We start from the raw sequence: 14,184 nt of genomic DNA on the forward strand, positions 1-14,184 counted from the left end.
ATATAATTTTATAAATTATGACAGCTTTTTTCGAAGGAATACAATACTTATTCGTTAACATTTTATTTGCTCCACTTGACTTTTTACGTCACCTAGAACTTGTTACTTGGTTTGGTGCTAATACTATTAACTGGATTTTTATGATCATCTGCGCATGCGCAATCGTTTACTGGATTAAACAATTACGCATTTTTGATGACGCCGGAACAGAAAATCAAGATACTACAGCTCACTCTTTTTTAAAGTAAGTCGAAGCCAATATCTTTTCTAAAATACATCTTATCAAAATTTAGTTTATCTATATTTTGGTAAGATTTTTTTATGGCCTGTTGAAAATCGTCTCCGTAAGATGTTACAGTCAATACACGTCCTCCATTACTAACGACATTTTCGCCATCTAATTTTGTACCTGCGTGAAAAACTATAGAATCTGTAATATTTTCTAATCCCGTAATTACTTTTCCTTTTTCAAAATCTTCAGGATATCCACCGGAAACTACCATAATTGTAGTCGCACTTCTTGGATCAACTTCTAATTCGAAAGTATCTAATTTTTGATCTGCAACAGACTGAAACAATGCTACTAAATCAGATTTTAATCTTGGAACCACAACTTCAGTTTCAGGATCACCCATTCTCACGTTGTATTCAATAACAATTGGTTCGTTTTTTACATTGATTAAACCAATAAATACAAAGCCTTTATATTCGATTCCATCTTTTTGGAAACCTTCAATTGTTGGTTTAACGATACGGGTTTCGATTTTTTCCATCAAAACAGCATCAACATAAGGAACTGGAGAAACTGCTCCCATTCCGCCTGTATTTAATCCTGTATCGCCTTCGCCAATACGTTTGTAATCTTTTGCTGTTGGAAGAATTTTATAGCTTTTTCCATCTGTCAGAACAAAACAGCTTAACTCGATTCCGTCCAGGAATTCTTCGATCACTACTTTTGAACTTGCTGCTCCAAATTTTTCGTGAACCAACATGTTTCTTAATTCTGTTTTTGCTTCTTCAAGATCCTGAATAATCAAAACTCCTTTTCCTGCAGCTAAACCATCTGCTTTTAAAACGTACGGAGGTTGTAATGTTTCTAAGAATGCACATCCTTTTTCTACAGTTTCGGCAGTAAAACTATCATAAGCTGCTGTTGGAATGTTGTGTTTCATCAGGAATTCTTTAGCAAACTCTTTGCTTCCTTCAAGTTGAGCTCCTAATTTTGATGGTCCGATAACCGGAATATGCTGTAAACTTTCATCGTTTTTAAAATAATCGTAAATCCCTTTTACCAAAGGATCTTCCGGCCCTACGACCACCATTTTTACATTTTCCTGAATTACGAATGCTTTTATGGCATCAAAATCTGTTGGAGACATTGCCACGTTTGTAGCAATTGCAGCCGTTCCCGCATTTCCCGGTGCAACAAAAAGTTTTTCGCAAAGCGGACTCTGAATCATTTTCCACGCAAAAGCATGTTCTCTTCCGCCTGATCCCAATAGTAAAATTGTCATGTGTAGTTGTATTTAGTTGTGGTGCAAAAATAATTGCTTTTGTACGTAAAAAATAATTAAATCTTAAAAAGTTGTTGATTCTTCTCTGTTAGTAATTTGATAATATTATTTTTGATGAAAATTCAGTCCCAAATGATTTCTATTTTTGATATTTCGCTTCAACTAAATGGTTTTCCTATAAAGAAAGCCAAAGCTGAAATGGATAAAATCGTGAATTTATCTCAAGAGGAATATGCTGTTTTTCTTCAAAATAAAAAAGAAGAAATTGTTGATTTTCATCTTCAAAACAATTCATTTTATCAACAATTAGTAGGGAATAAAACGGATTTGAAATGGGAAGACTTACCTATTCTGAACAAACAAAATCTACAAAAACCTCTTGACGAAAGACTGTCAAAAGGCTACTCGCGAAAAAATATTTACCTCAACAAAACATCCGGAGCCAGCGGAACTCCGTTTGTTTTTGCTAAAGATAAGTATTGTCACGCTTTAACCTGGAGATCTATTTTTATGCGTTTTGGCTGGTACAAAATCGATTTTAATCGTTCATATCAGGCTCGTTTTTATGGCATTCCGATGGATTTTATTGGATACAAAAAAGAACGATTTAAAGATTTTTTAACGCATCGTTTTCGTTTTCCGGTTTTCGATTTATCTGATGAAATTCTGGAGCAATTCTTTCGAAAATTTAAAACTAAAAAATTCGATTATATCAACGGTTATACGAGTTCGATTGTTTTATTTGCTAAATATTTAGAACAAAAGAATATTATTTTAAATGAAATTTGTCCGACTTTAAAAGCTTGTTTTGTGACATCTGAAATGCTTTTTGAATCGGATAAAAAACTGTTGGAAAAGCAATTCGGAGTTCCGGTTATCAATGAATACGGCGCTTCGGAACTAGATTTGATAGCTTTTGAAAATCCAAACGGAGAATGGCAAGTCAATGCTGAAACGTTATTCGTCGAAATATTAGATGAGAATAATAATGTTCTCCCTTACGGGGAAGAAGGCCGGATTGTGATTACTTCTCTTTTTAATAAAGCGCACCCTTTTATAAGATATGAAATTGGCGATATTGGTATTTTAGACGAAAAAAGTTCTCCTCAAAAGCCAATCTTAAAAAAACTAATTGGCAGAACTAATGATATTGCAATTCTCCCAAGCGGAAAAAAATCGCCTGGATTAACCTTTTATTACGTGACCAAAAGCATCGTTGAAGATGACGGAAATGTAAAGGAATTTATCATCAAACAAACGCAAATAGATTGCTTTGAAATTGAATATGTTTCAGATACAACATTAGATAAAGATCAAATTCAAAAAATAGAAAAGGCAATTACTTTATATCTTGAACCCAATTTAAACTTTACTTTTTCACAAAAAACAGTTTTGGAAAGAAGTAAAAGTGGAAAGCTAAAACAATTCAAGTCTTATTTATAATATAAATAAAATCTTACATTTGTTTTTTTTAATTAAAAACTTATGGACGATCAATCTTTACTTTCTGAAGAAACTATTTCAGACAAAATATATTTTATACGTGGCCAAAAAGTGATGCTTGATACTGACTTAGCATCTCTTTACGAAGTAGAAACAAAGGTTTTAAAACAAGCTGTAAAACGAAATATATCAAGATTTCCTGAAGATTTCATGTTTGAACTTAATAAAATAGAATATGATTCTTTAAGGTCATAAATTGTGACCTTAAAGAAAGGACGAGGAGAACATCAAAAATATTTACCTTTTGCTTTTACAGAACATGGCATTTTAATGCTCTCAAGCATATTAAAAAGTGACAAAGCAATTCAAACCAATATTCAAATCATGCGAATTTTCATGAAAGTGAGACAAATGCTTTTGGATACAACTGAAATTAAAGTTGATATTCTGCAGATTCAGAAGAAGTTAGAAAACCATGATAAGAATATCGAATTGGTTTTTTCTTATTTAGATGAATTAACAGAGAAAAAAGAAGAAGAAAGCGAAAGAGTAAAAATTGGCTATAAAAAATAACAATTCTCTAAGGTCGAAGTTTGCGACCTTAAAAAATTAATGAATAATTGGAGGTCACAAATTGTGACCTCCAATTCTAAACAGTTTTAAGATTTGCTTCAAAAAATCCATTAAACTTTGAAGAAAACATCTCAATCTCTCCAGATTCCAATTTAAACTTTACTTTTGCCAGAAGAAAGTTTTTAGACCGAATCCAATCTACTTATGAAAATCACCATAATCGCGGGTGCGAGACCTAATTTTATAAAAATTGCCCCCATTATTAATGCTATAAAAAACAAGCAAAATCAAGGTTTTGATGTTTCATTTCGATTGGTTCACACAGGTCAGCATTATGATAAAAACCTCAGCGATACTTTTTTTGAAGAATTAAATATTCCGAAGCCAAACGTAAATCTCGAAGTAAAAAGTGGTTCTCAGGCCGAACAAACTGCTGCGATCATGATTGCTTTTGAGAAAGAACTGATTCAAAATCCTTGTGATTTGGTTTTGGTTGTTGGCGATGTCAATTCGACTATGGCGTGTTCGATTGTGTCTAAAAAATGTAACACAAAAGTAGCGCATGTCGAAGCGGGAATTCGTTCTGGCGACTTATCAATGCCGGAAGAAATCAATAGAATGCTGACGGATAGTATTACCGATTACTTTTTTACAACCTCAACTTCTGCCTCAGAAAATTTATTAAAGCTAGGATCTGATCCTGATCACATTCACTTTGTGGGAAATGTGATGATCGATACTTTATACCAAAATTTAAATCGTATTGCTGCTCCTGATTTTTGGGATGAACATCAATTAAACGAAAAAAATTATATTATTCTAACCTTACATCGTCCTGGAAATGTCGATGAAGTTTCTTCTTTGATCGAACTTCTGCACGGAATCGATACTTTAGTCGACAACAAAAAAATACTATTTCCGATTCATCCAAGAACTCAGGCAATTTTAGGCGAAAGCGAAATCAAATTCAAAAACATCATTTTTGTTTCACCGCAAGGTTATTTAAATTTTATGTATTTGATCAAAAATAGTTTTGCGGTTATTACCGATAGCGGAGGAATATCCGAAGAAACAACTGTTCTTGGAATTCCTTGTTTTACCATGCGAAATAATACCGAACGCCCTGAAACAGAAACCGTGGGGTCGAATACTATTGTGGGAACTTCTTTAGAAAATTTACAAAAAGTATTTGGTGAGTTCCTGAAAAATGGCGCAAGAAAAAGTGGCATTCCGGAATTATGGGACGGAAAAGCATCTGAAAGAATTATTTCAATTTTATTGGATAAAAAATAATGAAGGACATTTTAATCATATCCAATTATTATCCACCCGAAAAAGGTGCCGCTGCCAATAGAATCGAACAACTTGCCTTGAAATTAAATCAAAACGGCTATGAAGTTTCGGTGATTTCTCCGTTGCCCAATTATCCAAAAGGCAAATTATTTCCGGAATATAAAGGCAAATTTTCTGTTACAGAAAAGGTTCAGAATATTATACTAAAACGCCTCTGGATTTATCCGAGTAATAGTTCGAATATTTTTAAACGAATTGTTTCGACGCTTTCGTTTTCGACAACTTTATTTTTCTATTTATTATTTGCCAAAACGCCCAAAAAAGTAATTGTGCAATCGCCGCCCTTATTGCTTTCTTTTGTCTCTGTTTTTACGCTTTGGTTAAAACGAAAGACAATTATACTGAATGTTTCCGACCTTTGGCCAACAGCTGCTATTGAACTTGAAGTGCTAAAGAAAAACAGTGTTTCGCATAAAATCCTACTTTTTATAGAAAGGTTTATCTATAAAAAAGCTACTCATATTTTTGGTCAGTCCAATGAAATTATTACACATATTCATTCGATTTTTCCTGAGAAAAAATGCTTTTTGTATCGAAATTATCCGGATCATTTTTTGGAAGATTTTCCAGAAGGAAAAGAAAATTCTGCCGAACCAATAAAACTGTTTTACGCAGGATTATTGGGCGTTGCGCAAGGAGTTTTTGAACTTATTCAGCAATTGAATTTGGAGAATTTAAATGTCGAATTGCATATTTTTGGTGATGGTGCTGAGAAAACTCAAATTTTGAATTACCTCAATCAAAATCCCACTAAAAAGATAATTTTTCACGGCATGTTAGAACGCAATGTTTTACATGAGAAATTGAAGGATTTAGATATTGCTTTGGTTCCGCTTAAAACGAGAATTTACGGTTCTGTTCCTTCAAAAATATTTGAATATAGTGCTTTGGGTTTTCCTGTTTTTTATTTTGGAGGAGGCGAAGGTGAAAATATTGTCGAAGAAAATAATCTGGGTTGGGTTGTTCCTGTAGAAGATTTTCAGCAATTAAATGCGACTTTAATACAAATTTCCGAATTAGGTAAAGTTGAAATTCAAAAGATGAAAAAAGATATTTTTCTTCATGCAAAAGAAAACTTTAACCTTGATCGACAAATGAAAGAATTAATCGAAAATAATGCTTTTTAAGCAACTTCAATAAAATGAAAACGGGCAAATATCTAATTGAATATTTGCCCGTTTTTTTATTTTATATAACTCGAAAAATCTTTGTGTTCTTCTTTTGAAAGTTCTTCTTTAGAAAGTGACCTGAAATAATCGTAAGTAATTTTCATTCCTTCAGAACGACTCACTTTTGCTTCCCAACCCAACAACTCTTTTGCTTTTGTAGTGTCCGGCTGGCGTTGTAACGGATCATTTATTGGTAATGGATGATAGACTACCTTTTGGTTCGTTCCTGTTAGTTTGATGATCTCTTCTGCAAAATCTTTAATGGTGATTTCGTCCGGATTTCCAATATTTACCGGATATACATAATCTGAGTGCAATAACCTGAAAATACCTTCGACCTGATCGTCCACGTAACAAAAAGAACGTGTTTGCATTCCGTCTCCAAAAATCGTTAAATCTTCTCCGCGCAAAGCCTGGCCAATAAATGCCGGAATTACACGTCCGTCGTTTAAACGCATTCTTGGTCCGTAAGTATTAAAAATACGCACGATTCTGGTTTCTACTCCGTGAAATGTATGATACGCCATTGTTATGGATTCCTGAAAACGTTTTGCCTCGTCATAAACGCCGCGTGGCCCAATTGTATTTACGTTTCCGTAATATTCTTCTGTTTGTGGGTGAACCAATGGATCTCCGTAAACTTCAGAAGTTGAAGCAATCAAAATTCTGGCTTTTTTTACGCGCGCTAATCCTAATAAATTATGTGTTCCCAAAGACCCAACTTTCAAGGTCTGAATTGGAATTTTCAAGTAATCTATCGGACTTGCTGGCGAAGCAAAATGCAAAATATAATCTAAATCACCCGGAATGTGTACAAACTTGGTGATATCATGATGGTAAAATTCAAAATGCTCTAGTTTGAATAAATGTTCTATGTTTTTAAGATCTCCAGTGATCAAATTATCCATCCCGATAACATAATATCCTTCTTTGATAAAACGGTCGCACAAATGCGATCCTAAAAATCCTGCAGCTCCGGTAATAAGTATTCTTTTCATAGTAATTATTTATACATCGCAAATGTAACTGATTTGAAAATTATAGGAATGTATTTGGGTGATCTTTTCTAAATTAAAAAACTCTGAAAACTTTAAATTTTTCTTCAACAAAGTCTTTAATTTCATCTTCAAAACGTTGCTTCGAAAATTTCAAAGCCTGCTCTCTAATAATTTTTGGATCGAATTTTATCTTTTCAAAAAGAATTATTGCTTCTTTTATACTTTTAGCTGATTGTTCCTGAAAAAAAATACCCGTCTTATTTTCAACAACTGTTTCTAATGTTCCTCCCTTTCCAAAAGCGATTACAGGTGTTCCGCAAGCTTGTGCTTCTACAGGAATAATTCCAAAATCTTCTTCGGCTGCAAAAACAAATGCTTTAGCTTTTTGCATGTAATCTTTTAATATCGAAATATCTACAAAACCAACAAATTCTATGTTGCTTTTGGCTATCTTTTGAAGTTTTTCAAATTCTGGTCCATTACCTGCAACAATCAGTTTTAAATGAGGCAATTCATTAAAAGCTTCAACAATTAATTGTGTTTTTTTATATGAAACTAATCTTGATGCCGTAAAATAATAATCCTTTTTTTGTTCTTCTAAAGTAAAAAAATCAATATCAACGGGAGGATAAATGACCGTTGATTCACGATTGTAAATTTTCTTTATTCTTTGGGCGATATGATTGGAATTAGCAATAAAATAATCTACATTTTCTGAATTTGTAACATCCCATTCTCTGATCTTATTCAAAACATATTTTGCATAAAATCCCTTTAAACCTTTGTCTAAGCCTGAATCTTTTAAATATTGATCCTCCAAATCCCAGGCATATCGCATTGGAGAATGACAGTAACAAATATGTAATTGGTTTTTATGAGTCCTAACCCCTTTTGCCACAGATGATGAGGAACTTATAATTAATTCATAATCTGTTAAATCAAACTGCTCAATTGCAATTGGAAATAATTGTAAAAACTTTCTATGATTTTGTTTTGCAGTTGGCAGCTTTTGAATAAAACTTGTTTTGGCTTTTTTTCCATTTAAAATATAGGCTCGATCTTCGTCATTCAAAAAATCAATAAGGGCAAAATTATCAAAATCTTCCCAGATTGAATTTATCGAATGTATTACTTTTTCAGCACCTCCGTTTACATAATACCAATCGCTAATTAGTGCTTTTTTCAAAATAATTTGTTGGGTTTATAAAAAAAAGAGAATTGAAGAAAGTGAAAAATATAATTCCAACTTGTCTATCCAATATGTTTTCGGTTAGCATTGCCATCAATATTAAAAATAAAAAAATTCTATATGACAAATTGGTGTTTGCTATTCCCCAAAATAAAAAAACTAAAAACAAGACTAAACCAAAAATACCATATTTAAGCAAGATGTCCAAATACTGATTGTGTGAGTTATAATCTATTTTGGAGTAATCATCGTAATTTTTATATGTATAATCACTATAACAGCTATTTAAATCCTTTTGAACGTTTCCGGGACCAACGCCTGTTATCCAATTATCTTTTAAAATTAAACTTGTACAATGGTAGATTCCATATCTAAAATTAACCTCTTCTGATTTTTGATTTTTGTTCGGTAATATAAGTTTCGTGTTGTAAATCTCATCGATTCTCTTCTTAGAAGATGGAATTACAAAAGTTAAAAAAACCACTGAAAGTAAAACACTAACAAAAATAATTTTGCTCCAGATAGAAGTAGTTATTTTAAATAGTAAAAAAAGCGAAATCAATAAAAATAAAACAAGAGCTAATCTTGCCGCAAAACTAATCACGGAGAAAACCAATAAACCAATACCTAAACATCTCAAAATATTTAAATTCGTAATTTTTATTTTACTTGAAAAAATATCCTGCAGCAGCATTAAACTTGAAAACACAAATAAAATACCCAAATAAGGAAGGTGAATTTCGGATATATCACTAAAAAAATTTCTGATAATTGGATTGTAATAAGTATCTGATTGCATTACTTTTAAATATCCATTAGATAAAATGACAATCCAGATATAGGCGGCTAAGATAATATTGGAAAGTATAAAAACCTGTATTGTTTTTTTTAAAGTATCGTTATAAATCAAATTTTTATTTACAATCATAAAAACCGGAAAAATCAAAAAAGCGATGTTTTTTTCTAAAAATTTAGTTGCTAAAATTTTATCCTCGATAAAGAAAAAACCAATTACAAATGCCAAATAATACGCTGATAAAACCAACATATTAATTTTGTCCATTTTTAGAACTGATCGATATGTTTTTTCAGAAAGTAAAATAATAAGCGAAAAAAACGACCACAAAATAACCGCCAAAGTCGTTTTTTTAAGTCCGAGTATTGGAAACGATGCTAAAAATATCGTTGCATAATTATAAAAGCCTATTTTACTTTTGCTCATCCTGAAATTCATTTTTTAAAATAGACAAATAGTTGTTTTGATTTAAAAACTGCTGTGCGTTTCCAACCATTTCTTGTCTGTCTTCTATTTTCATCTTAAACACTTTTAAAATCGCCTTTACAAAATCGTTTGGGCTCATTGCCTCCAGATACATTTCATTTTTTATTAAACCAATACCTTCGGCTCCGGTTTTTGAAGAAACCAAAACCAGTCCATTTTGAATTGCATTTATCGATTTTAACTTTACCCCTGCTCCATGTAACATTGGATTTATAAAAACTGTTGCATTGGAATAATGATTACTTAAATCTTTTTGATTTAAGTAAATCTCAACATTAGAATAACCAGCCAATATTTTTTGATATGTTTCAGATTCAAATTCTCCCGTACTTCCCACGATTGTCAGTTTGTAATTATGTTCGTCAACTAACAAAGAATGTACATTTTTTAAATACCAAATAATAGCTTCCATATTATTTGGGACAAATAAAGCGCCTACATAAAGTACATTTTTTGTAGATAGTTCCTGTTTTACAAATTTACTATTAACAGATGCCGGAAGATGGATCGACTTATTAGATAAATTTAAATCTTTTGTGTTGTTTATTTCTTTATTCGAAATAAACCATAATCGATCTGATTGCTTAAAAATATTTCTGGAATAACTTTTAAATTTTAATGATTCAAGATAATAGTATATTTTATTTTTGAAGTTTTTTGTGCTTTTTGATAATTCATTAAAATAATTAGCTTCATTGTTATGTACTCTTATTATAATATTTTTTGCTTTTAAACTATTGTTCTCAAGTATTTTTCCGACGCTTTCAGATTCCAAAATTGCATAATCATATTCCCGTTGCAACGTTATTTTTTTTAGCAATTTTCTGGAAACAGCCTGAAGTGGCTCACTATAAAATATATAACCTAATTTATTTTTTCTGGGAACAATTATAAGCTCATTTATGAATTGCTTCATAAAAAGAACGTTTTTATCATCAGGTTTTTCTTTGCACGTACAAATCAAATCAACATCATGTCCTAAGTATTTTAATCCTTTGATGCGTTCTAAAACATCATAAGCACCACCAAAATAAGCAGGATAAGGAAAAAAACTAGCTACAACGACTATCTTCATCAATATTTGATTTTTTATTACTCATTCGACTTTGCAATACATCTAAAAAAGCCATTAAAAACCAGACTTCGTATTTTATATAATAAGTGATGTAAATAACTCCTGCCAAGATGCAAAATAATAAAGGAACTTTTACAAAAAAAAGATTTTGCTGATTAAATTTTGAAAAGAAAAAATATCTTTTAATAAAGAATTGATAGTGAAAAATGAAAAAAGCAACACCTCCATACATTAAATTATCAAAAAAATCTGTCTTGGTTGATAATGCTTTTGTAGTCGTTAAGTATACTTTTATTTCGTTTAAATTTAATGTACTTACCCATGATGTATTGATGACATCTCTAATGGCTTCAGGAAAATAATAAATAAATCCTGACCAGCCAATTCCAAAAGGATGCGTTAAAAAAACTTGTATCGAGGCCAGATACGATGTAAATCTTGTACCAAATGTTATACTTGAATGTAATTGTTCGTCAATATTTTTTTGCAAAATTATGCATACAAAAATTATGACTAAAATAAGAATTGGAGATCCAACTAATAAAAATTTTTTGAATTTCTCATGTTTATACAAATAATTAACTGTCATTGGCAAAACCGAAATAACGACCAGTAATAAATATCCTTTTGACTCGCTAAACAATGTATATAACAAAAATATAAAACCAGAAATTATGTAAACGCTGCGTTTTATCTTTTTGGGTTTATCTAAATAATTGACTAAAAAGATAGGCAAAAAAATAAGAAATGTCAATATTGTACCAGCCCAGCTTTCTTCATAAGTAAACAATCTGACTCTGTAATACTTTATATTATTCGAATGCAAAAATGAAGCAAAAATTAAAGCTTTCTTTAAAAAAAATACTTCAAAAATCAAGTAAATACCTGTTAGAATCTGGACACTAAAAACGGCATTAAAAAGTGAATTAAAACTGTTTTTTCCGCTAATGAGCAATGTATAAACAAACTGGTAAAAAATCAAAATTGAGATTGGGTAAACTAATAATTTGATGGCTTTAATAATTATATTCTCTTTTAAGACTAAAAAAGATCCATTAGCAAAGTAAACAATAGGTAAAAATATTACGGATAATAAAATCAGGTAAAACAAATAGTAAATAAAATATCGTGTATACTTAGAAAATATTAATTTTTGATGCATTAATAAATACAGTAACATTGGAAGTGTAAAAAAAACAATCGGCGATCGTGCAATTTCTCCAAAGATATTTACCAAAGGAAAATCTTGATACATAGCCATTAATAGCACAATAAAAAATACTACGGTTTTTACACTTATTTTCATTTTTCAAAAGTAATCTTTAACAACGCTAATCCTAATTTAAGTTTGCCTTTTCTTACTCTGTTTAAAATCAATAGCAAACTGGCGACATAAAATCGCAGACCAGGTTTGTAATATTTTTTAATGAAAATTTTTCTGCTCTTGAATATATTAATCTCAGAAAAAAAAGACTTTTGTGTTGATTTATACGACGATCCTATACTTGCTCCTTCTTTATGAAAAACAATAGAATCTTCACACCAATCTAATGTCCAGTTTTGTTTTTTTGCTCTATTTGCCCAATCTAATTCTTCATAATAAAGAAAAAAGTCTTCATTTAATGTACCAACTTCTTTTAAAAACTGACGCGATACAAGCATTGAAGCTCCTACTACATAATCGATTTCCTGAAATTCTTCTTTATTTTTTTTTATTGATTCTCCTTCTCCAACATGTGTTGTGATATAAAAGTTTTCATTAAATTTTCCTCCAATTGCCTGTATTTTATCCTGATCGAAATAATAAATTAATTTACTTCCTAAAATCCCGATTCTTTTATTCTCAGGTTTTAGTACATATGAAATCTGATTTTTTAAAGCTTCTTTGTCAACAACTGTGTCATTGTTTAACAACCAAACGTAATCATCAAATCCGGAAACCTTTAAAATCGCCATTAAAGCAATATTATTTCCGGCAGCAAAACCATTGTTTTGTTGTGCTTTTACAAAAACAAATTGTTGTTGAAATATTTCAAGATCAAGTTCCGACTCGGTGGTTTGATCAAATTTAATATTCTTAAGAATTGCCCAATTTAATAAAGTTATAAAAGGTGAATCTACCTGACTATTATCAATAATTAAAACCTGATAATTTGAGTAATTTAAATTTTGTAAACTTTCTAAACATTCTATCGTATCAGCAGATCCGTTATAATTTAGAAGTACAATGTACACTTTACAATTCAAAAGAGCTGCATCTAATTCTGCCGGAACATTTAGTGACTTATTCATTTCTTTTAAGTGATATACTAGCCATTATAATACAAATTGTAATAAAGGTTTCTACAACATATATTGAAATTATACTTCCTTTTAAATTGAAATTTAATGATAAAAAATAGCAGCTAACAAACATTAGCATTGCGCCAAAAAAGGATATTCTGGCAATATTTTTTTGACGGTTTTTCAATAATAGTATTTGATAAAAAGGCACATTTAACGCAATTATCAATGAAATAAATAAAAAGTTCGTGCAAAATAAAAAAGAATCTTTAAGCTTTTGGTCTATTTCAAATGTATTAATTAAGAAAAATGAAACAAAGTATAAAACAATAATCATTAATAGTAAAAAGGTAATATTAACAATGTTTATTCTCTTTAAATACAAAATTGCTTCATTTTTATTTATCCCATAGAGGTTACAAAATTTAGGAAAACTTACATTAAAAAAAACAACTAAATAACTTCTTAGGATATTCAAAAACATGTCTCCAATTTTATAAATTCCGGCATAAAAATCTCCTAGCACAAATTTTATAATTAAAATGGGGAAATTTGTATAAACTGATATTGATAAATTTGAGATGACAATAGGAAATTCTTTTTTCACATTACTGATCAATTTACTCTTAGAAACTGATAACAATGACATATCATAAGTCTTAAATATCTTAAAGTAATAATAAGAATAAACAAGTGTATTTGATAATCCCAGTAAAAAAACAACATAAATATAATCTGATTTTTGCTTTACAATTAAATACACAAAGAGTATGTAAACAGTCTTAGATACGATGATTATTTTATTAATTCGTTTAAAATTTTCTACTCCTATATAAAACCAAATCGGATTAAAAAATTGCGCAATCAGAGCCCATAAACCCCAAGAATAGAGTTTGAAATCAAGATTTCGAAACGTAATAAAAAACAAAATACATCCTGTAGAAATAAGCAATAGAACGATTAAACGGAAGGCATAAGTTATACTTAAATAGTTTCGAACATTCTCCTGGTTGTTTTTATTTGAGCTTATTTCTTTAACACCTAAAAGCTGAGAACCAAAATCAATAAATATTCCCAGAATTATATAAACAGAAGTTGCAGCACCAATTTTTCCCCATTGCTCGATTCCACAAACTGAAATTACATAGGGAGCTATTAATAAAGGCGATAATAAATTAATAAACTGACCTGAGCCGTAGATTATATAATTTCGAATCTCTTTAATTTTTATTTTTTTTAAATTCATTACTTTATTAATAAAGAGATCGAAAGTCAATCATGACTATTTGCAGCTAAAAAAGTTAT

The 14,184-nt window shown here is 30.4% G+C and carries 14 protein-coding genes; 6 read left to right on the top strand and 8 right to left on the bottom strand.

Annotated elements, in window-relative coordinates; genetic code table 11:
* Nucleotides 1-17 precede the first annotated feature (17 nt).
* Nucleotides 18-248, top strand: coding sequence for a DUF6341 family protein (locus tag FLP_RS25795; RefSeq protein ID WP_065451773.1), 231 nt, complete (start codon nt 18-20; stop codon nt 246-248).
* On the opposite strand, the gene purD is transcribed toward FLP_RS25795, so the two are convergent.
* Entirely contained in the window at nt 240-1,514 is a 1,275-nt protein-coding gene (gene purD, locus FLP_RS22735) for a phosphoribosylamine--glycine ligase (protein ID WP_065451774.1), read from the bottom strand. The two genes, FLP_RS25795 and purD, sit on opposite strands and share 9 nt — an antisense overlap.
* Before the next feature lie 132 nt (nt 1,515-1,646).
* Between purD and FLP_RS22740 the strand changes: the two genes are divergently transcribed.
* From FLP_RS22740 to FLP_RS22755, 5 genes are all read left to right on the top strand, one after another.
* The gene (locus FLP_RS22740; protein WP_065452015.1) at nt 1,647-2,957 is read left to right on the top strand and encodes a phenylacetate--CoA ligase family protein; all 1,311 of its coding nucleotides are present in this window, start codon (nt 1,647-1,649) and stop codon (nt 2,955-2,957) included.
* Nucleotides 2,958-2,999: 42 nt separating this feature from the next.
* Nucleotides 3,000-3,212, top strand: a complete 213-nt coding sequence (locus tag FLP_RS25800; protein WP_243397581.1) for an ORF6N domain-containing protein — start codon at nt 3,000-3,002, stop codon at nt 3,210-3,212.
* Between the two features lie 3 nt (nt 3,213-3,215).
* Nucleotides 3,216-3,530 carry an ORF6N domain-containing protein gene (locus FLP_RS25805; protein ID WP_243397582.1) on the top strand — a complete coding sequence of 105 codons (315 nt, stop codon included), beginning with the start codon at nt 3,216-3,218 and terminating at the stop codon, nt 3,528-3,530.
* Nucleotides 3,531-3,734: 204 nt separating this feature from the next.
* A complete protein-coding gene (gene wecB / locus FLP_RS22750) occupies nt 3,735-4,823 on the top strand; it encodes a non-hydrolyzing UDP-N-acetylglucosamine 2-epimerase (protein WP_065451775.1) in 1,089 nt (362 codons plus the stop codon).
* Nucleotides 4,823-6,010: a glycosyltransferase family 4 protein gene (locus FLP_RS22755; RefSeq protein ID WP_065451776.1), complete on the top strand. Its 1,188-nt coding sequence runs from the start codon at nt 4,823-4,825 to the stop codon at nt 6,008-6,010. The genes wecB and FLP_RS22755 overlap by 1 nt, the downstream gene beginning before the upstream one ends.
* Before the next feature lie 56 nt (nt 6,011-6,066).
* On the opposite strand, the gene FLP_RS22760 is transcribed toward FLP_RS22755, so the two are convergent.
* The 7 genes from FLP_RS22760 to FLP_RS22790 form a co-directional block, all read right to left on the bottom strand.
* Complete coding sequence (locus FLP_RS22760; RefSeq protein ID WP_041519840.1) at nt 6,067-7,050, bottom strand: UDP-glucuronic acid decarboxylase family protein; 984 nt, start codon at nt 7,048-7,050, stop codon at nt 6,067-6,069.
* Nucleotides 7,051-7,123: 73 nt separating this feature from the next.
* Complete coding sequence (locus FLP_RS22765) at nt 7,124-8,236, bottom strand: glycosyltransferase (RefSeq protein WP_065451777.1); 1,113 nt, start codon at nt 8,234-8,236, stop codon at nt 7,124-7,126.
* Nucleotides 8,217-9,461 (bottom strand): O-antigen ligase family protein, encoded by a 1,245-nt coding sequence (locus FLP_RS22770; protein WP_065451778.1) that lies wholly within the window; start codon nt 9,459-9,461, stop codon nt 8,217-8,219. The genes FLP_RS22765 and FLP_RS22770 overlap by 20 nt, the downstream gene beginning before the upstream one ends.
* Nucleotides 9,448-10,596: a glycosyltransferase gene (locus FLP_RS22775; protein ID WP_065451779.1), complete on the bottom strand. Its 1,149-nt coding sequence runs from the start codon at nt 10,594-10,596 to the stop codon at nt 9,448-9,450. Before FLP_RS22775 ends, FLP_RS22770 begins: the two co-directional genes overlap by 14 nt.
* Nucleotides 10,574-11,902 carry a hypothetical protein gene (locus FLP_RS22780; RefSeq protein ID WP_065451780.1) on the bottom strand — a complete coding sequence of 443 codons (1,329 nt, stop codon included), beginning with the start codon at nt 11,900-11,902 and terminating at the stop codon, nt 10,574-10,576. The genes FLP_RS22775 and FLP_RS22780 overlap by 23 nt, the downstream gene beginning before the upstream one ends.
* The gene (locus FLP_RS22785) at nt 11,899-12,888 is read right to left on the bottom strand and encodes a glycosyltransferase family 2 protein (protein WP_065451781.1); all 990 of its coding nucleotides are present in this window, start codon (nt 12,886-12,888) and stop codon (nt 11,899-11,901) included. The genes FLP_RS22780 and FLP_RS22785 overlap by 4 nt, the downstream gene beginning before the upstream one ends.
* A complete protein-coding gene (locus FLP_RS22790; protein ID WP_065451782.1) occupies nt 12,881-14,125 on the bottom strand; it encodes an oligosaccharide flippase family protein in 1,245 nt (414 codons plus the stop codon). Before FLP_RS22790 ends, FLP_RS22785 begins: the two co-directional genes overlap by 8 nt.
* Between the last annotated feature and the right edge of the window lie 59 nt (nt 14,126-14,184).

Source organism: Flavobacterium piscis, assembly GCF_001686925.1.
Classification (GTDB): Bacteria; Bacteroidota; Bacteroidia; order Flavobacteriales; family Flavobacteriaceae; genus Flavobacterium; species Flavobacterium piscis.